Origin of the sequence: Nonomuraea sp. NPDC003709 (assembly GCF_040610775.1) — a bacterium.
GTDB lineage: Bacteria > Actinomycetota > Actinomycetes > Streptosporangiales > Streptosporangiaceae > Nonomuraea > Nonomuraea angiospora_A.
In genome coordinates, this window is record NZ_JBEXMW010000016.1 from 251231 (window position 1) to 271206 (window position 19976).

Consider the following 19976-nt stretch of genomic DNA (forward strand, 5'->3'; position numbering starts at 1 on the left):
TTGGTCCTACTCGGCTGCTCCGCCCGCACAGCCCTGATCGTCACCCTGTCCACAGCCCTGACCGCCGCAGCCGTAGCCTGGCCCGCCCGACCCATACTGCGGCGCACACGCCTCCCATCCCAGCAAGCACCCACCACCCGGACCACCCAACACAGGGATCCAGCCACCCGGTGCGAGGATTTGGCCGCCCAGCACCTCGCCAGCCGCACCTGGCCCTGGCCCACCCACTCCCCGATCTTGCTGACGAGTCTGGCCAGCAAGCTCGCCAAGCTGACGAATCGGCATCCGTGGTCCACGGTTGGACGTTCACAGCCACCCACCAACACCGACCACCCTGCATGGGATCCACCCTCCCCGCCCCTGCGGACGTGGCGAGAACCCTGTCTCCCTTCCGACCAGACCGACCAGCATCGGAGCCCGCACCCCCAACGAGATGCACGGCGACCACCTCACCCCACCCCCTGGCGCAACATCACCATTGCCACCCTCATCTGCGCGGCTGCTGCCTCAGCGTCGATCGCCCTCAGGGTCCACGCCCTGACCACCGGCCCAACAGCCGACTTGGCCAAGAAGAACACCTCTATCAAGGCCCAGATCGCCCTAACGGACGACCCCAAGCGCAGACAAAGCAGAAGCGGTCACTTCAACCAAGAGAGCTACGTAACCCCGGCCACCCTGGAGATCATCCAAACACCCGACAACCGCCAGGCCGTCAACGTCCCCATCACCGTCTTCGCCAACGGACACGACTGGAGCGCACTGCTCCCCAGCCAGCACGTGGAAGTGACCGGCCGCCTGGCCAAGCCAACCCCAGGCGACCTCGTAGCAGCCATCCTCCTGGTGCAAGGTCCGCCACGAGTCCTGACACCCCCGTCCATGCTCCAAACAGCCGCGGGCAGCCTCAGATCGGGCCTACGGGCGGCCGCCGCCATCCTCCCCGCCGACCAGCAAGGCCTCCTGCCGGGTTTGGTCGTCGGCGACGTCTCACGCATGGATCCCCAAGTGTCGTCCGACCTCAAGGAGGCCGGCCTGAGCCACTTGAACGCCGTGAGCGGAGCAAACCTCGCAATCGTGGCAGGCGCCGCCCTCGCCCTCTCCCGCCTCATCGGGCTCTCCCTCCCGGTGAGAGCTGTCTTCGCTGCCATCGCGATGCTCGCGTTCGCCGTGGTCGCCCGCCCCTCGCCAAGCGTTCTACGCGCCCTCCTGATGGGCCTCGCCGCCGCCATTGCACTGGGCACAGGCCGAGCAAAGGACGGCCTCGCGGCCCTGTCGGCAACGGTCCTCCTCCTGGTGCTGTTCGCCCCAGAACTAGCCCGTTCGTACGGCTTCGCCCTCTCGGCAGCAGCCACGGCCGGAATCCTCATCCTCGCCCCACGCTGGCGCGACCGCCTGTCACCCCCAAAAACCGAGGACGACACCGACGATCAGAACAACACAAGACACACCAAGCACCCTGATCGTGACCCACAGGATGAGCCAGGTCTGCGGCGACAACACGCCCCCCGCCCGAACCACAGCCTGCATCCGGACCACAGCCTGCATGCGGATGGAAGTCTGCACCCAGACCGAATCGTGGGCCCTGGCCCTGACCCCGACCTGCATCGGGACCACAGCCTGTGCTCCGACCGAAGCCTGCGCCCTGACCTCGGCGTGCAGCCTGATCACAGCCTGCGCCCGAATCCTGATCTCGAGTCGGAGCGGGCTCTGCCGTCGACGCCGGGGGGCGGCTTCAGGGTGCCGTATCGGTGGCCGCGCTGGATAGCTGAGGCGGTTGTCGTGCCGGTGGCCGCGCAGGTGGCGGTGACGCCCATTCTGGTGCTGATGTCGGGGCAGTTGACGCCCGTCGCCGTGATCGCCAACCTGCTCGTCGCCCCGGCGGTGGCTCCTGCGACGTTGCTCGGTTTCGGCGCCGCCCTGGTGGCGCCCGTATGGTCCGGCGGCGCGGAGCTTCTCGTCGTCCCGGCCGGTTATGCAGTCGGATGGATCATCATCGTCGCCCGCTGGGCAGTGAACCTGCCTTTCGCCACCGTGCCGTGGCCAGGCGGGCTCCCGGGATTGGGGTTACTGCTGCTCGCGGTGGCGATCGCCGTGCCGATCCTGCGGCGCAGGGCGTGGAGAGCTGTGGCGGTGACCGTGGCCGGGGCGGTCTTGGCCGCCGTACTGGTGATCCGGCCCATCGTCGGCTCCTGGCCGCCCAAGGGGTGGTTGATGGTGATGTGTGACGTTGGGCAGGGGGACGGGCTCGTCGTGGCGGCGGGACCGGGAAGAGGGATCGTGGTCGACACCGGGCCTGATCCGACCGTCATGGATCGGTGCCTGCGCAGGATCGGCGTCGACGACGTACCCCTCCTGATCCTCACCCATCCGCACGCCGACCATGTGAACGGCCTCCCCGGCGTACTCCGCGACCGGCGCGTCGGCGCCGTGGTCGTCAGCCCGCAGCCCACGAACGCGCGAGCCATCGCGCATCTCTCGGCCGCGCTGGCACGCCGTGGGATACCGGAATGGACGGCCTCACCCGGAACCCGGTGGCGCTTCGGCCCGTCAGAGCTGACCGTGCTGGGTCCTGATCCCACCTTGGGCGAGATGAGCGGGCAGGGGGAGGGTAGCGCGATCAACAACTCCAGCGTGGTCGTCCACGTACGCTGGCGGTCCGGATCCGTTCTGCTCAGCGGTGATCTGGAGACGGAGGCGCAGGATGAGCTGTTGCGCCGGACGGCGGTACGGGCCGACATCCTCAAGACCCCGCACCATGGGTCCAACCGGCAATCCCCGGCCTTCTTGTCGGCTGTCGGCGCACGGGCGGCCTTGATCAGCGTGGGCGCCGACAACGACTACGGCCATCCCGCCTTGTCCACGCTTGCCATCCTGCGTCGGCTGGGAGCCAGCGTCTACCGGACCGACCAGTCCGGCGACCTTGCCATCGTGGAGCGGGAGGGGCGGATGGCAGTGGTTCCCCGCGGCCCATAGTCCCCGCAGCCCGTAGTCCCCGCGGCCCGTAGTCCCCGTGGCCCGTGGCCCGGCACCCGTGGCTCCCCATCCCGTGGCCCCCAGCCAGTGGCCCCGCAGCCCGTGCCCCTCAGCCCGTGCCCCAAGCTCGTGGCACCCGTGGCGGGGACGAGCCTGTGGGGATCGGATCTGAGGGTTGCGGTGCGGGCCGGAGTTGCGAAGGGCGTCAGGGCACGGCGGCGTGTACGGGGTGTGCTCCGAGTACCGGGTTGTCGGTGACGCATGGCATGCTGCCTGACATGGCGGGAACCGATCCAGCACCTGTGACCCTGGTCCTCGGTGATGAGGAGCTGCTGGCCGAGCGGGCGGTGAGCAGTGTCGTCGCGGCGGCGCGGGCCGGCGACCCGCAAGCCGAGGTGCAAGACCTCATGGGCGGGAAGATCGCGGTCGGTGACTTGACGCAGCTGACCTCTCCGTCGCTCTTCGGCGATCGTTCCGTGGTGGTGATCCGGTCGGCTCAGGATCTTTCCAAGGACGTCATCACCGAGGTCGTCACCTATGCCAAGCAGCCCTCCGACGACACCGTGCTCGTCCTGTCGCACCCGGGCGGGGTGAAGGGGAAGGCGCTGGTCGACGGGGTGAAGAAGGCCGGGGCCACGGTGGTCACGGTCAACAAGGTCACCAAGGCGGGGGAGCGGCTGGACTTCATCAAGGGGGAGTTCAAGCGGGGCGGGCGGGGCATCTCCGGGGATGCGGCCCAGGCGTTGCTCGACGCCGTGGGCAACGACCTGCGGGAGCTGGCGGCGGCGTGCAGCCAGCTGGTGTTCGACACGGAGGACAAGACGATCAGCGCGGCCGCCGTGGCTCGCTACCACAAGGGCCGGGCCGAGGTCACCGGGTTCAACGTGGCCGACTCCGCTGTCGAGGGGCGATTGGCCGACGCGCTGGAGCAACTGCGGTGGGCTCTCGGCACCGGGGTCGCGCCCGTACTGCTGGTGAGTGCGCTGGCTGGGGGCCTGCGGTCGCTGGCCAAGGTCGGGAGTGCACCGCGCAACCTCCGAGGCGGGCAGTTGGCCAGCCATGTCGGTATGCCGCCGTGGAAGGTCGATCGGGTGAAGCGGCAGCTGAACGGGTGGGGGCCTGAAGGGCTGTCCAGAGCGATCCAGGCTGTGGCGGGTGCGGATGAGCAGGTCAAGGGTGGGGGAGCGGACCCGGCGTACGCGTTGGAGCACGCGGTGCAGGTGATCGTGGCCAGCCGCACGGGGCGGTAGTCGGCGGTCGATGCCCCACCCTGGTCCCGGTAGGTGCCAGGCCGGGGAGGTCCATACGGACTGGCTGTACCGGGCCATCGAGCTCGGGCTTGGGCGTCGGCTCGGCGTATGGGGTGGTGCGGTGAATGGGCTGGTCGGGCGTGTGGTCGGCAGCGCGTGTACGGAGGCAGCGTAGGTCGTCGGCTGAGCGTGGGCTGAGGTGCGGAAGCGGACGTTCGCAGGGCACGTCGAACGATAATCGGGCCGATGGCAAAAGCGTGGGCGAGTGTCAGGCGATGAGGGGTCGGCCCACGCGTCACGGAACCGCTGGGGAGTGGTGAAGGCGGGCTGGGTCAGGCGGTAGCGGGCCGGGTGCAGGGTTCCGCGTCGCTGGGCTGGCGCGGGTGCAGGGTCCCGGGCCCCGGCCCTGGGCCCCGGCCCTGGGCCGCTGGGGGTGGTGAAGGCGGGCTGGGCCAGGCGATGGTGCTGGGTGCTGGGTGCTGGGTGCCGGGCCGCTGGGCTGGCGGAGGTGCAGGGTTCCGGCCCCGGCCCCGGCCCAGGCCCCGGTCCTGGGCCGCTGGGCTCGCGCGGCGAGTACCGGGTGCCGGGGCTGCCGGGCTCGCGGGGGTGGCTGGTGGTGAGGATAGGCGGCTGGGTGGCTGGTGGTGAGGGTAGGCGGCCGGGTGCCGGGGGCGAGGATAGGCAGCTGGATGCCTTGGGTGGCTGGGGCGGGCCGTGTTGTTTGGTCAGGCGTTGTCGGGACGCGGGTCCGGGGTCAATGGGGCATGGATCTCGCGGCGGTGAGGGGCACTGAGAAGGGAGTCCTCGGGCCAGGCTCAGGCTCATAACCTGGAGGTATGGCTGACAACAGAGAGATTCGCGCTCGGATCCGCGATTTCCTGGTGACTCGTCGCGCCCGCGTGAGTCCCGGCGACGTCGGCGTCCCCGGGCGCGACCTGCGGCGCAGGGTGAAGGGGCTGCGCCGGGAGGAGGTTGCTCTGCTGGCGGGCATCAGCGTTGAGTACTACACGCGCCTGGAGCGTGGCGACGCGGCGGGCGCGTCGCCGTCGGTCATCAATGCCGTCGCGCGGGTGCTGCGTCTCGACGACGTCGAGCGTGAGCACCTTGGCCGGCTGTTTCTGGCTTCGAGCGAGGGCGGCGCACCTGTGCGGATCGTGCGGCACGTGCGGCCGCAGGTGCAGTACCTGCTGGACGCGCTCGGTGACGTGCCGGCGTTCGCGCTGAACAAGCGCCTGGACATCGTCGCGGCCAATCTGGTGGGCCGGGCCCTGTACGCGCCGATGTACGACGGTACCCGCGACCCGGTGAACGCCGCCTGGTTCCACTTCCGGAACGAGGCGGCGGCCCGTGCGCTGTGGGTCGACTGGAGTTCTGTCGCTGACAACATCGCCGCGATCCTGCGCGCGGAGCTCGGCGTGCAGCCGCACGATCACGACCTCGCCGATCTCATCGAGGACCTGCTCGACAATGACGAGTTCGCCACCCGATGGGCGTCCCAGAACGTGCATCGCCACTCGAGTGGGATCAAGCCGGTCGACCACCCGGTCGTCGGCCGTATGGACCTGCCGTACGAGAGCCTCTATCTGGCTGCCGACCCGGACCTGTCGATCCTGGTCTTCAACCCCGAGCCCGGCACGGCCGCCTACGATTCGCTGAAACTGCTGGCGCTCTGGGCGCATGATGACGCGAACGACCAGCACGCGCGGTGGCGTGCGGCCCGTAGCGCGTAAGCAGGAGCTCTGGGACCGAGGAGGCCAGGTTCCGGGCCGCCACGGTCTGCGCGACAGGCGCGCGTCGCGGGCCGTCGTACGCCTACCGCTACCGCGAGATCGCTACCGGCAGCCCCGGCGCGCGGGGACGGCCGCCTGACCTGAGTACAGCGATGACGTCTACCGGGACCGGTGGTCCGGCGCGGGGACGGCCGGTCTCAGGAGGACGAGGCCGCAGCTGCGATGATCCGCCACGCGTTCGGTCCTGCGTTGTTCGGTCCTGCGTTGTTCGGTCCTGCGTTGTTCGGTCCTGCGTTGTTCGGTCCTGCAGTTCGGTCCTGCAGTTCGGTCCTGCGTCGTCTGGCGCTGGGTCTTGCCGCTCGCCGGTGTGACGCGCTTGGGGGTCACTGACAGTGACTCCCACCGCCGCGAACCCGCCCCTAGCGTGGACAACGCGGAAATGACCCGCATGACTATTAAAGGGGAAATATGCAGGCCGCAATCATTCACGGCGACCGAGACGTTCGTCTGGAGCACGTCCCCGACCCGGTCCTGGCGACCGACGGACCGGGCGGCGGGCTGGATGCGATCGTCCGCGTCGTCGCCTCCTGCGTCTGTGGCTCAGACCTGTGGCCCTACCGCGGTATCGACAAGGTCGAGGCGCCCCGGCGCATCGGACATGAGTTCGTCGGCGTGGTCGAGGAGGTCGGCGCGAACGTCGAGAATGTTCGGACCGGCGACTTCGTGATCGCGCCGTTCCACATCTGCGACAACACCTGCATCAACTGCCGTAACGGCTGGAGCGTCCACTGCCTCCACGGCGGGTTCTGGGGCAGCGACCCCCGGACCGGGGGCTCCGCGGACGCCGGCCAGGGCGAGCGCGTACGCGTCCCACTCGCCGACGGCACGCTCGTCGTCGTCCCCGGACGGCCCGACCTCTCGATCATCCCGGGCCTGCTGACGCTGTCCGACGTCATGCCCACCGGCCACCACGCCGCCGTCTCTGGCGGCGTGAGCGAGGGCTCAACCGTCGCCGTGGTCGGCGACGGCGCGGTCGGACTCTGCGCCGTCATCGCGGCCAAACGCCTCGGGGCATCGCGCATCGTCGCCATGTCACGCCACACTGACCGGCAGGAACTCGCACGCCAATTCGGCGCGACCGACATCGTCCCCGAGCGTGGCGACGCGGGTATCGCCGAACTCAAGGAGATGTTCGACGGAATCGGTCCGGACGCCGTTCTCGAGTGCGTCGGCACGAAGGAGTCGATGGACCAGGCACTGCGCTCGGCGCGGCCCGGCGGTCAAGTCGGCTTCGTCGGCGTGCCCTACGGCGGCCCCCTGGAGGTCGGCACGATGTTCAGCTCCAACGTCGGCGTGCGCGGCGGCGTCGCGCCCGTTCGCAGCTACCTCGACGAGCTCCTGCCCGACGTCCTGGACGGCACCATCCAGCCGGGACGCGTGTTCGACGCGGAGATGCCCCTGTCCGACATCACCGCCGCCTACGCCGCGATGGACGAACGCCGCGCGATCAAGGTGCTTCTCCACCCGTAGAGCCGCGCTCGACCTGACTACTTCGCGGCTGGGCGGAGAGGGCGGAAGAACGTTGTGAGCTCCTCCTGCATCAGCGCAGGCTCCTCCAGAGCCAGGAAATGGCCGCCGCGGCCGGGTTCGCTCCAGTGGCGCAGGTCGGTGCAGGCGCGTTCGGCGATCGAGCGGGGGATGCCGGACATGACCGGTTCGTGGCTGAGGGTGATGGCTGTCGGCACCGTGATGGGCGGGCGGGGGGTGTTGTGGGCCCAGTCGTAGTACTGCCTGAACGACGTGCCGATCGAGCCGGTTGCCCAGTACAGCGTCAGGATCGTGAGCAGGGTGTCGCGGTCGAAGCGGGACTCCAGGTCGCCGTGGCAGTCGCTCCAATCCCGGTATTTGTCGACTATCCAGGCGGCGAGTCCGGCGGGTGAGTCCATCAGGGCGGCTGCGATGGTGTCGGGCCGGGTTCCCATGATGGCGCTGTAGCCGCCGTCGAGCTCGTCGTACGCCTCCTCGGCCGCCACGAACGCCTGCTCCTCCGCCGACATCGGCGGGTCGTCGAACGACGTGGGGAACGGGGGATGGATCAGATGGATGCCGATCACCTTCTCCGGGTAAAGCGCGGCCAGCCATTGGGTGGCCCCCCCGCCGATGTCGCCGCCGAAGGCGGCGTACCGGTCGTACCCCAGGGTGTCGGTCATCAGCGTGTGCAGCATTCGCGCCATCGCGGCCCGCGTGAGCGGCTCCGGCGGCAGCTCGGAGTAGAGAAAGCCCGGCATGGACGGGATGACGACGTCGAACGCGTCGGCCGGGTCGCCGCCGTGGCGGGCGGGATCGGCGAGGCGGGCCGCCAGAGGGAGCATCTCCAGGAAGCTGCTCGGCCATCCGTGGCAGAGGAGGATGGGCATGGGCGCGGGACCGACTCCGGCGATCCGGACGAAATGCAGGCCCCCTTCGCGGTGGTGCGGCAGCGCGTTGAGCTCGGCCTCCCGGGCGCGGTAGTCGAAGTCCTCCGCCCAGTACGTCACCAGTTCCCGCAGATACGTGGGATCGGCCCCGCCCTGCCACGGCTGCGCCCCGCTGCGACCGGTGAATCTGGTCGCACGCAAGCGAGCCCGCAGGTCGTCCAGCACGTCGCCGGGTACCTCGATGCGGAACGGCGAAAGAGTCACGCATATCTCCGATCAGCTGAAATGTCCCACCGGTCTACCACCGGTCGGCGATCCGGACCAACCGGATTATCGGCTCAGGGGAGTGAGTCAGGTGAGGGCGGGTTCGTGGATGATGCCGTCGTTGATCTCCAGGACCCGGTCGGCCAGCGTGATCAAGCTGGGGTCGTGGGTGGCGACCAGGGCCGTGACCCCCTCACTCCGTACGACTGCCCGCAGCAGCTCCATGATCTGCCGCCCGGTCTGCGAGTCCAGCTGTCCCGTGGGCTCGTCGGCAACCAGCAGCCGGGGCCGGTTCGCCAGGGACCTGGCGATGGCCACCCGCTGCCGCTGCCCCCCGGACAGCTCGTACGGCCGCTGGTTGGCGTGCTGCTCCAACCCCACCAACGCCAGCAGAAGACGTACGCGGGCCTCGCGCTCCTCCGTCGGTGTCCGGAGCAGCCGCATCGGCACCCCCACGTTCTCCGCCGCGGACAGCACCGGGATCAGCCCGAACGACTGGAACACGAATCCCACCACGTCGCGGCGCAGGGCTAGCAGGTCGTCCTCGGACATGGCGGTGACCTCGTGCCCGGCGACAACCACCCGTCCGGCGTCCGGTTTGTCCAGGCCGCCGATCTGGTTGAGCAGGGTCGTCTTCCCGGACCCCGACCGCCCGCGGACCGCGACGAGCTCGCCCGGGAACACCGAGAACGACACCTCCCGCAGCGCCACGACCTCCTTGGGCCCGGTCCGGTAGACCTTGCGCAGCCCTTCCACCACGACCAGGGGCGAGTCAGTCATCAGAGGGCTCCTCCCGGGCGGGCCACACGCCGATGTGGTCGGATTCGAGCTCGAGGCGCACCCGCCGCTCCATCTCGAGCGCGTTCATGAAGTCGCGCGGCAGTTGCAGCCGCCCGACCCGGTCCAGCACGGCGTACTCCTCGGCGACGATCTGCCCCTCGGCGCCCTCGCGCCGCAGCGTCTCGCTGCTGGTACGCCCGTCGCGAATGCCCACTGTACGGTCCACCTGCTCCGACACCAGCGGGTCGTGCGTCACGACGACCACGGTCACCCCCAGCTCCCTGTTGGCCTTGCGCAGCGCGTCGAACACCTGCTCCGACGTCTCGCTGTCCAGCTCGCCGGTGGGTTCGTCGGCGAGGATGAGCTGTGGGGAGTTGGCGAGCGCGACGGCGATGGCGACTCGCTGCTGCTCGCCGCCCGACATTTCGGGAATCTTGCGGTCTGCGCAGTACCCGACGCCCAGCAACTCCAGCAGCTCCAGCGCGCGACCCCCGCGGCGACCGGCCAGCTTCATCGGCAGCTCGACGTTCTCCCTGGCGGAGAGGTACGGCAGCAGGTTCCGCGCGGTCTGCTGCCAGATGAAGCCGACCACCGACCGCCGGTACCGCAGCCGGTCGCGGGCGTTCATCGACAGCAGGTCCATCCCCGCCACCCTGGCCACCCCGGCCGTCGGCACGTCCAGCCCGGACAGCACGTTGAGCAGGGTCGACTTGCCCGACCCCGAGGCGCCCACGATGGCCACCAGCTCGCCCTTGTCGATCACCAGGTCGAGCCCCTGCAGCGCGACGACCTCCACGCCCTCGGTCTTGTAGATGCGTACGAGGTTGTCGCACACGATGTGCGCGTCGCCGCCGAACGCGGCCTTCTCCCGCGTGGCCCTGGCTTCCAGCTCGGACAGGGTCGGGTTCATGAGAGATCCCCCACTCGAAGGACGGCGCCGAGGTTGCGGCGGCGGCTGATGGCGGTGTGCGCGTACGCGCCGAGCACGGCGACGGCGGTGAGCCCGCCCGCCAGCAGCACAGGAACGAACAGGTCGAGCGAGTAGTCGCCGACCGGCAGGTCGCCGGCGTACGACGACAGATCCACGCCGGCCCCGAGCGCGTACGGCAGACCGAGGCCCAGGCCGAGCCCGACCAGGGCGGTGATGAGGATCATGGGCAGGATCTCCAGCACGGTCAGCCGCTGCGCCTGCCGGTCCGACAGTCCGAGCGTGCGCAGGAACGACACCGCGCTGGCGCGCTCGGCGGCGCCGATGACGAGCGCCAGCACGACGGCGACGAGCGCGTACGAGCCGAGCGCCACCGTCACCACGACCAGCGTCCAGCGCACGGTGCTGGTGAGCGGGTCGTCCTGGATGGCGCTCAGCGCCCCCTCCTGCGACTCCACGGTCGCGGACGGGACCAGCCGCGCCAGCACGTCAGGGGAGACGTCGCCCTTGATCAGCAGGGTGTTCGGGGCGGGCCGGGTCAGCACGCCCAGCGGCACCACCATGAACTTCCCGTGGGTGAAGAAACTGGGCACCGACTCGACCACGCCCCGCGTGGCGAGCTTCACCCGCGACTGCCACCCGATCTCGAACGTCCCCCGTCCCCGCAGCTCCGGGGAGACGAGCGCGCCGTCGGACAGCGGGGGCACGCTGATCGGGGCGCCGTCCAGGATCCGGCGCCACTGCGCCACGTCCACGGCGAGCGCCTCGGCCCGCTCCGCGCCGTACCCGACCTGCACCCGCCCGGTCTGCGCGATCAGCACCTGCTCGACGCCGGGCGTCGCCCGCACGCGGTCGATCGAGGCGGCGGGGATCTCGAAGTCCGACGTCACCTTGATCGGCGCGCCCACCTGCTGCCAGGACGCCAGCCGCTGCGTGTCCGCGATCCCGCCGGAGATCACTGCGGCGAACACCGACACGCCCAGCGCGGGCAGCAGGATCAGCACGGGCAGCACGCCGGCGGAGCGCGCCCTGGCCGCCCTGGTCAGCCCCAGGAACGGCACGGCCGCCCGCCCGCGCGCGGCCAGCCGTACGAACAGCCGCAAGGGGTACGGATAGCAGCGCAAGGTGATCAACGCCGCCGCCAGCGTCAGGCCGACGGGTACCAGGAGCAGGAACGGATCCTGCGAGGCGCCACGGGCCCGCAGCAGGTACGCACCGACCAGCGCGAGCACCACGACCAGCACCTCCAGCGTGACCCGCCGGGCGGAGGGCCGGCCGGCGGACACGTCGTCGCGGCGCTCGTGCAGCGGCGTCCGATGGGCCAGGGCCAGCCGCGCCCCGGCGAACCCGACGGCCGCCACGACCACGACCAAGGGCCCCAGGTGCACGATGGGCAGCGCGGGCCCGGGCACCAGGAACGACAGCCCGTACCCGGCCAGCGCGGCGGGCAGCACCGCGACGCCGGTCAGCAGCGCTCCCGTCCCGGCCACCTGCCGCAGCGACCCGCCCCGCGCCCGCGCCAGGGACAGCGTGTGATCGAGCCGGTTGCCCAGCAGCAGCACGACCAGCGCGATCACGCCGAGCGCCACCGCCAGCAGCCCGCCGAGCACCAGGTACATCACGGTCTGCGCGGTGGCCACCTCGGCGAGGAAGTCGCCGAGCAGCTTGGAAAGCCCGGTGTCCAGGTGGTACGGGCTGGCCGTCGACTGGAGCGCGGCCACCCGCCCGAACTCGGCGACCGCCGCCTGGAGGTCGGGCGCGGCCAGCGCGCTCGCGCCACGGGCGTCGATCGGCAGGACCCAGTGGTAGGACAGGTTGCGCCCCTCGCCGCTGAGCGCGGCCAGCCCCTCGTCGGGGATCAGCGTCGTGACGTGCTTCTCGAGCTCGTCGCTGCCCGGCGTCTGCGCCTTGATGACCTGCAGGAGGTCGACGTTGTGGGACCAGTAGCGGTCACGGGGGTCCTTGGCCTTGAAGGCGCCGACGATCTTCAGGGCGGCGTAGTCGTTCTCGCCGACCATCTTGGTCTGGCCCACCTTGTAGCCCAGCTCGGGCAGGGCTTCCGCGACGATCCCCACCTCGAAGACCGGGATCGTCGCGCCCTCGTACCGCATGGTCGAGGGCTTGCCGGGCGCCCGCCCCTGGACCCAGTCCACGCGCCGGTCCGCGTCGGAGAGCCAGCCGAGGTTCATGTGGGTATGGCCGCGGGTCCCGGTCACGGGCGTCAAGGTGGTCTTGGCGCTCATGTGGCCCGCGCCGGTCGCCAGCGGGCGCAGCGCCGGCGGCAGGATCTTGCGCCAGCGGCGGTCGCGGGCGTCGAACTGGCCGCGTTCGTGCAGGTCCTCCTCGGACGAACGCGACTCCACGGACACCGTCAGGTCGGCCTGCACCGCGGGGGCGGCGACCAGCGAACGGCGCAGCGCCTCGTCGAACGACGCCTGCATCGCCCTGGGCAGCCCCGCGACCAGCAGGCAGGCGCTCAGCGCCAGCACGAAGAGCACGGCCATCGCGCCCAGGTGCACGCGGGCGAGCAGGGCGATCCTCACCGTTCCTCCACGAGTTGCCCGTTTTGCCCGCGCAGGCGGCGGGCCAGCCCGGCCACGATGGCGATCAGCACCGCGGCCACCAGCGCCAGCATCGCCGCGGTGGCCGCCCACGGGATGTCGAGCACCACGCCGGGGGTGACGGCCGAGGCCTGCCCGGTCAGGACGATGTGCGGCACGACCAGCGCGCCGACGACCACGGCGAGCCCGGTGCCCGCGACGAGCGACAGCCCGATGACGAACGCCTGCTCGACCGCCAGCACCCCGAACACCTGCCGGGAGCTCACCCCGAGCGCCCGCAGGATCGCGAACTCGCCCATGCGCTCCCGGGCCGCGACGGTCGCGTTCACCAGGAAACCGAGCGTCGCGAAGACCAGCGCCGCCGCGAACCCGAGCATCAGCGCCCCCTGCAACCCGCTGGCCAGGGGGTCGTCCCGCAGCTCGGCCGCCAGCCTGCGCTGGTCGAGCGCGGTCACGTCCCATTCGGGCCGCGTCTGGAGCGCCTTCACCGCAGGCGCGGTGTCACCGGCCGCGAGCCACCATTCGGTGGCGGGCCTGGGCAGCTGTGCCGCGGCCAGCTCGTACGTCTGCAGCGTCCCCCAGTCGGCGAGCACGGCCTTCTGCCCCGCGGGGGTGGTCGGCATGCTGTCCACGACGCCCACCACCTTCACCTGGAGCACCCTGCGGTCGATGCTGGCCGGCCCGACCTGGCCGACGGCCAGCTTGAGCGAGGCGGCCAGGTCGGCGGTGAGCACCACCGGCAGCGGTCCGGGCTTCGGCAGCGGCGCGAGGCCGGCGACCGCGGGCCGCGTCACCTTCATGGACACCGGCGGCGTCGCCACCTCGCGGCCGTCGGCGCTGAGGCCGGTCAGGGTCAGGTTCACGGGGCTCTGGGGGGTGCCCGCGACGAGGCCGCGCAGCGACAGCGGGTACGTGATCTTCCCGGTACGCCCGGCCAGCGCCCGGAGGTCGACGTCGATCCGGTTCTCACCCTTGCGCAGCACGCCGAGCGACACGTCGCGCCACACGCCGAGCGCGTCGGAGAGCACCAACCGCAGCGGCAGCTCGCCGTCCGCCTCCGCCCGCAGCGTGAGCGCCGACGGCTGCCCGGGAAGGTCCAGCTTGCCCGCCAGGCCTCCCACGAGCGCCCGCGACATCTCCCCGACCGGTTGCGCGGACAGGTCGGCACGCAGGTGGAACAGCTCGCCGAGCTTGCCCGCGTCCAGGCCGAGCAGCAGCGCGCTCTCGCCGCTCACCTCGGTCTGACCGCGAAATCCCGGCGAGTACGCCGTGACCCCGGGCAGCGCGGTGAACGCCGTCCCGCGCCCGAGCGCCCCCAGCTCCGGCCCGTCAGGGGGACCGGACAGCCGCAGGTCGGCCCCGGCCTGGTGGCGGGCCTGGTCGACCTGCGAGGCCCGCCAGGTGGACGCGGTGGCCATGGACACGATGCCGATCGCGACGGCCATGGTCAGCAGCAGCGCCGGGCCCGCGTACTTGAGCGGCCGCCTGCTCACCTGCCAGGCCCCCAGCGCCGGGGCGAGCGCCGGCCGCCTGGACGTCACCCGCTCGGCCAGCTTCGAGACGCGCGGCACCAGCCGCAGCCCCAGCATGCCGCCCGTGAGCAGGGCCAGGGCCGGCCCGGAGATGATCAGCGGGTCGATGCCGAGCCCGCCCGCGGCCGTCGCGGTCACCGGCGCGCCGTAGCGCTGGAGCTGCCAGATCGCCAGCCCGGCCACGACCAGCAGCGCCAGGTCGGCGCCCGCCCGCTCGATCAGCCCGCGCCCGCCGCCGCGCCCGCGCGCCGCCTGCTCCTCCACGTACGTGCGCCGCGCGCCCGCCAGCGCCGGCAGCACCAGCAGGACGGCCGCGGCCAGGGCCACGCCGAACGACACGAGGAACGTGCCCAGATCGGCCGAGGGCGCCAGCCGTACCCCTGAGGCCCTGATCCAGGGGAGCAGGTTGACCAGCGCGAGCAGCGGCGGGCCCAGGAACGGCGCGACCACCGCGCATGGCACCGCCACCAGCAGCGCCTCGCCGCCCGCCAGCGCGGCCAGCCGCACCGTGCCCGCGCCGCGCGAGCGCAGCAGCGCCACCTCCATGCGGCGGTGGTCGGCGAGCAGGCGGGCGGTGAGCATCAGCGCGTACGCGGCCAGCAACAGCAGCTGCAGCACCGGGATCAGCATCGTGGAGCGCGCCACCAGGGACGCGGTGTCGAGCTGGGTCAGGATCTCGGGCAGGCGGCTGGCGGCCACGCAACTGCCGCAGCCGTCCGCCTTCAGCCGCTCGCCCAGCCGGTCGATCGCTCCGGCCAGCGGGCGCAGCTGGGCGGGGGTGAGCGTGCGCAGGTCGGGTACGGCGGTCCAGGTCGCGTTCACGCTGGTGGCGAAGCGGGCGACGAACGTCTCGCGCGGCACCATCAGCGGCCCGTACGTGGTGAACTCGCCGCGCTCCACACCCCGGCTGAGCAGCTGCTCACCCGCCCACCGCTCGCCGAACGGGTCGTTGAGCTGGAACACGCCCACGATGCGGACCGTGACCGGCCGCGGGTCGAGGCGGCCCTTCGTGGTGAACTCCTGCCCCGCCTTCAGCCCGGTCGCCGAGGCCGCCGACAGCGAGATCGCGGCCTCCACCCGGTCCCCGCCGGCGTGCGGCCAGGAGCCCGAGACGAGCCTGGCGTGCTGGTCGAGCCCGTCGTAACTGCCGAACCTGAGCAGCTCGGGCCGCTCCTGGGCGTCCTGGCCCGGCATGACGTAGGAGTCGGAGCGGAAGCTGGTGGTGACGGCGGGCGGGCGTGCGTAGGCCTTGGCGAACTCGGCGCGTACCGACCGGTCGAACTTCGGGAACGTCTCGGCCGTCACGGGGGCGCTGACGGTGGCCGCGGTCTGGCGGTACGAGGCCGTCTCCATCGTCCTGCGGACACCGGCGTCCGCGATGGAGGAGGCGTACATGGTCAGCGCGACCAGCGTGGTCGTGGCCAGGAGGATCGAGCCGAAGGCGGCCAGGAGGAGCAGCGGCTCGCTGAGCGCACGTTTGACGACCAACGGCCCCCGCATGTGTCCCCCTTCGCCCCGTTTTAGTGCACCTTCGGGCAGGTTCGGGCAGCGGGGCAAGGCGATCTTTGGAACGGTGACGCACCCGATACGGGCGTGTGATATCGAAACTGTGACAAAAGGGTGCGAAAACGAGAACGCCGCACCCCCCGGAGGGAGTGCGGCGTTTCCTGTGCCAGGCGTTCTGCCTGGCGGCCGACCTACTTGGCGGCGGCCAGCGCCGCGGCCTGCTTGGCGATCGCGGACTTGCGGTTGGCGGCCTGGTTCTTGTGGATGACGCCCTTGCTGACGGCCTTGTCGAGCTGGCGGGCAGCGGCCCGCTGCAGCACGGCGGCCTGCGCGGTGTCGCCCTGCTCGGCGGCCTCGCGGAACTTGCGGACGGCCGTCTTCAGAGAGGACTTGACCGCCTTGTTGCGCAGGCGAGCCTTCTCGTTCTGCTTGTTGCGCTTGATCTGGGACTTGATGTTCGCCACGAAGAAGCCTCGGTGAAAGTCTGAGTGATGGATGGGGCGCGCGGGCTCGAGAGAGGGCGCGCCACACGCAGTTGAACAGGATACCAATAACTCAGGTCGGCTCTCAAATCAACGCGTACTTGAGCATCGGCGTTTCGGATGCTCGGCGCTCGCTCGGCGCGGGAACCCTACGTTAGCCGATCATCCACCGTGTGGCGTACTCGTGCCAGTCCTCCTCCGTGGCGGCGAAGTCCACGTAGAGGGCCAGGCCGAAGCGCTCGCGGCGGCCGTACTCCGACAGCGCGAGCCGGGCGCCCTCGGCGGCCATGGCGACGCTCTCGGCGTTGTCGAGCCAGGGCACGCCATGGTCGTGGTAGGCCGGGGCGCCGATGTAGAGGGCCTTGTCGGCGGGCACCAGGTCCAGGGCCAGCCCGGCCTGGCGGGCGACGTGGCCGCCGTAGAGGGACTGCAGGGGGGTGAAGGAGTCGTACGTCATGACGGCGACCTGGTCCACGCGGTCCACGACCTGCTTGAAGTAGCCCTGGGACCAGTACTTGTCGTGCGACAGCAGGGCCCTGGCGGTCAGGCGCAGGCCCGGGTACGGCTCGATCTGCGGGGTGGAGGTGGACAGCAGGCCGGTGTGCCGGCGGGTGCGTTCCAGCAGCTCCAGGAACTCGGTGTCGCCGTCGCCGATCGGCTCGAAGTTGTAGTGGATGCCGTCGTAGCCCTGTTTCATGATGGCGGCGACGCCGGACAGGACGTTCTCGCGGGACTTGGGGTCGTCGAGGTCGAGGCCGTTCTTGACGGACTGGCCGAGCCAGGCGGAGATGCGGACCGCGGGGAGGCGCTCGCGTAACCACTTCACGAAATTTCCGGCGTTGGGGTATTTGTCTGGGCTTAGGGTGCCGTCCCAGTTGAAAGGGCCGGAGTGGACGTACACGTCCTTGATCCCCGTGGCGCGCAGCCGTACCGCCAGCTGCTCGACGTCGCGCTCCGTGCGGCGGCCGTCCACCCACGCGTGGCCCAGCCAGAGCGCGTCATTGCCCGTGCTCTTCGCCCAGGCCGCCGGTGCACCGGTAAACTGGAGGCGGAGCGCGGCGGCGAGGAGGCCGACCAGCGCGACCAGGATGGCCAAGGCAAGCGTGAGCAGGCGCAGGCCGCGGCGGATGACGGTTCGGGCAGTCACCCGGGCATGTCACCATGAAAGACTGCTTGACCTCAACCCTGTCGAAACGGACTTCGGTGCGCACTCAGCCTGGCCAGACCGACCCCGCGTTGATCCGCAACTTCTGCATCATCGCGCACATCGACCATGGCAAGTCAACCCTTGCCGACCGGATGCTGCAGATCACCGGCGTGGTCGACGAGCGCTCCATGCGTGCCCAGTACCTCGACAGGATGGACATCGAGCGCGAACGGGGCATCACGATCAAGTCGCAGGCCGTGCGGCTTCCGTGGGACGGCCACGTGCTCAACATGATCGACACGCCCGGCCACGTCGACTTCACCTATGAGGTGTCCAGGTCGCTGCAGGCGTGCGAGGGCGCGATCCTGCTGGTCGACGCGGCCCAGGGCATCGAGGCGCAGACGCTGGCCAACCTCTACCTGGCCATGAACGCCGACCTGCACATCATCCCCGTCCTCAACAAGATCGACCTGCCGGCGGCGCAGCCGGAGAAGTTCGCCGAGGAGCTGGCGGGGCTGATCGGCTGCGACCCGTCCGACGTGCTCCGGGTGTCCGGCAAGACCGGCGAGGGCGTCCGCGAGCTGCTCGACCACGTGGTCCGCGAGATCCCCGCCCCCGTGGGCAACGCCGAAGCGGCGGCCCGGGCGCTGATCTTCGACTCCGTCTACGACACCTACCGCGGCGTCGTCACGTACGTGCGGGTCGTGGACGGCCACCTGAGCAAGCGCGAGCGCATCCTCATGATGTCCACCGCCGCCACCCACGAGACGCTCGAGATCGGCGTCATCTCGCCCGAGCCCAAGGTCTCCGAGCGGGGGCTGGGCGTCGGCGAGGTGGGCTACCTGATCACGGGCGTCAAGGACGTGCGCCAGTCGCGCGTGGGTGACACGGTCACCTCGTCGGTCAAGCCGGCCCAGGAGATGCTGGCGGGCTACGAGCACCCCAAGCCGATGGTGTTCTCAGGGCTCTATCCGATCGACGGCGACGAATACCCCGAGCTGCGCGAGGCCCTCGACAAGCTGCAGCTCAACGACGCGGCGCTGGTCTACGAGCCGGAGACGTCGGCGGCGCTCGGGTTCGGGTTCCGGGTCGGGTTCCTGGGGCTGCTGCACATGGAGATCGTGCGGGAGCGGCTGGAGCGCGAGTTCGGCCTGTCGCTGATCTCCACGGCGCCCAACGTGGTCTACCGCGTGGTCATGGAGGACGGCAAGGAGCTCACCGTCACCAACCCGTCGGAGTTCCCCACGGGTGGGAAGATCGCGCAGGTCTACGAGCCGGTCACCAAGTCGACAATCCTGGCGCCGTCCGAGTTCATCGGGGCGATCATGGAGATCTGCCAGGGGCGGCGCGGCCAGCTCCTCGGCATGGACTACCTCTCCGAGGACCGGGTCGAGATCCGCTACACGCTGCCGCTGGGCGAGATCATCTTCGACTTCTTCGACCAGCTCAAGTCGCGCACCCGTGGCTACGCCTCGCTCGACTACGAGCCTGCCGGCGAGCAGGAGGCCGAGCTGGTCAAGGTGGACATCCTGCTGCAGGGTGAGCCGGTCGACGCGTTCAGCGCCATCGTCCACAAGGACAAGGCCTACACGTACGGCGTCGACATGGCGAAGAAGCTGCGCGAGCTGATCCCCAGGCAGCAGTTCGAGGTGCCGATCCAGGCCGCCATCGGGGCCCGGGTCATCGCCCGCGAGAACATCCGCGCCATCCGCAAGGACGTCCTGGCCAAGTGCTACGGCGGTGACATCTCCCGTAAGCGGAAGCTGCTGGAGAAGCAGAAGGAAGGCAAGAAGCGGATGAAGATGGTCGGGCGCGTGGAGGTGCCCCAGGAGGCCTTCGTCGCCGCGCTGTCCACCGAGTCGTCCACCGACAAGAAGAAGTAGGGCGTTCGGGGTAGGCGACTACCCTGAAAGCATGGAAGTGGTGCAAACCGCGCGCATGGTCCTTTCGCGGGTCACGCTCGACGATCTGACCGCTGTCCATGAGCTTCACTCCGACCCCCGTACCAACGTGTACAACCCCGGGGGCCCCAGCGTTGACCTGGTGTCCAGCCGCGCCATGCTGGACCTGTGGCTCGCCGACTGGGCCGAGCGCGGCATCGGCTACTGGGCTGCGCGGGCGATCGGCGGGTCGGAGGTGCTCGGGTTCGGAGGGCTGCGCCGCGCGATCGTCGGCGGGGACGAGGTGCTGAACCTTTACTACCGGTTCCGGCCGTCCGCCTGGGGCCACGGGTACGCGGGGGAGCTCGTGGAGGCGGCGCTGCGGGTCGGCAAGGGGCTCGGGACCGTCGTCGCGGTCATCCGGCCCGACAACCTGGCGTCGCTGAAGGTGGCGGAGCGGGCGGGCATGCGCAGGGACCGGACGATCCCGTACGGGGGCGTCGAGAGCATCGTGTACGTGGCCTGAGCG

13 protein-coding genes are annotated in these 19976 nt (G+C 70.6%); 6 read left to right on the forward strand and 7 right to left on the reverse strand.

The window, feature by feature from the left end:
• Positions 1–561 precede the first annotated feature (561 nt).
• The 4 genes from ABZX61_RS40290 (at position 562) to ABZX61_RS40305 (ending at position 7480) form a co-directional block, all read left to right on the forward strand.
• Positions 562–2970: a ComEC/Rec2 family competence protein gene (locus ABZX61_RS40290; RefSeq protein WP_355201800.1), complete on the forward strand. Its 2409-nt coding sequence runs from the start codon at positions 562–564 to the stop codon at positions 2968–2970.
• A gap of 278 nt (positions 2971–3248) precedes the next feature.
• Entirely contained in the window at positions 3249–4220 is a 972-nt protein-coding gene (gene holA, locus ABZX61_RS40295) for a DNA polymerase III subunit delta (protein ID WP_355201802.1), read from the forward strand.
• 836 nt (positions 4221–5056) lie between these two features.
• The gene (locus ABZX61_RS40300; RefSeq protein WP_355201804.1) at positions 5057–5950 is read left to right on the forward strand and encodes a helix-turn-helix transcriptional regulator; all 894 of its coding nucleotides are present in this window, start codon (positions 5057–5059) and stop codon (positions 5948–5950) included.
• Positions 5951–6418: 468 nt separating this feature from the next.
• Positions 6419–7480 carry a zinc-dependent alcohol dehydrogenase family protein gene (locus ABZX61_RS40305; RefSeq protein ID WP_355201806.1) on the forward strand — a complete coding sequence of 354 codons (1062 nt, stop codon included), beginning with the start codon at positions 6419–6421 and terminating at the stop codon, positions 7478–7480.
• A 17-nt stretch (positions 7481–7497) separates the two neighbouring features.
• Here the strand turns inward: ABZX61_RS40305 and ABZX61_RS40310 are convergent, their stop codons facing one another.
• The 7 genes from ABZX61_RS40310 to ABZX61_RS40340 all read right to left on the reverse strand — a co-directional run bounded on the left by ABZX61_RS40310 (position 7498) and on the right by ABZX61_RS40340 (position 17567).
• Positions 7498–8631 carry an epoxide hydrolase family protein gene (locus tag ABZX61_RS40310; RefSeq protein ID WP_355201808.1) on the reverse strand — a complete coding sequence of 378 codons (1134 nt, stop codon included), beginning with the start codon at positions 8629–8631 and terminating at the stop codon, positions 7498–7500.
• A gap of 87 nt (positions 8632–8718) precedes the next feature.
• Positions 8719–9411: an ABC transporter ATP-binding protein gene (locus tag ABZX61_RS40315; RefSeq protein WP_350724889.1), complete on the reverse strand. Its 693-nt coding sequence runs from the start codon at positions 9409–9411 to the stop codon at positions 8719–8721.
• Entirely contained in the window at positions 9404–10321 is a 918-nt protein-coding gene (locus ABZX61_RS40320; protein WP_192791084.1) for an ABC transporter ATP-binding protein, read from the reverse strand. Before ABZX61_RS40320 ends, ABZX61_RS40315 begins: the two co-directional genes overlap by 8 nt.
• A complete protein-coding gene (locus tag ABZX61_RS40325; RefSeq protein WP_355201809.1) occupies positions 10318–12882 on the reverse strand; it encodes an FtsX-like permease family protein in 2565 nt (854 codons plus the stop codon). The genes ABZX61_RS40320 and ABZX61_RS40325 overlap by 4 nt, the downstream gene beginning before the upstream one ends.
• Positions 12879–15932: an ABC transporter permease gene (locus tag ABZX61_RS40330; RefSeq protein ID WP_355201811.1), complete on the reverse strand. Its 3054-nt coding sequence runs from the start codon at positions 15930–15932 to the stop codon at positions 12879–12881. Before ABZX61_RS40330 ends, ABZX61_RS40325 begins: the two co-directional genes overlap by 4 nt.
• Before the next feature lie 197 nt (positions 15933–16129).
• Entirely contained in the window at positions 16130–16402 is a 273-nt protein-coding gene (gene rpsT / locus ABZX61_RS40335) for a 30S ribosomal protein S20 (RefSeq protein ID WP_350724895.1), read from the reverse strand.
• Between the two features lie 172 nt (positions 16403–16574).
• Positions 16575–17567, reverse strand: coding sequence for a hypothetical protein (locus ABZX61_RS40340; protein WP_355201813.1), 993 nt, complete (start codon positions 17565–17567; stop codon positions 16575–16577).
• 56 nt (positions 17568–17623) lie between these two features.
• Here ABZX61_RS40340 and lepA point away from each other — a divergent pair, with 56 nt between their 5' ends.
• Together lepA and ABZX61_RS40350 are read left to right on the forward strand one after the other, a co-directional pair.
• Positions 17624–19450 (forward strand): translation elongation factor 4, encoded by a 1827-nt coding sequence (lepA, locus tag ABZX61_RS40345; RefSeq protein WP_355201814.1) that lies wholly within the window; start codon positions 17624–17626, stop codon positions 19448–19450.
• Between the two features lie 31 nt (positions 19451–19481).
• Positions 19482–19973 (forward strand): GNAT family N-acetyltransferase, encoded by a 492-nt coding sequence (locus tag ABZX61_RS40350; RefSeq protein ID WP_355201816.1) that lies wholly within the window; start codon positions 19482–19484, stop codon positions 19971–19973.
• Positions 19974–19976 lie beyond the last annotated feature (3 nt).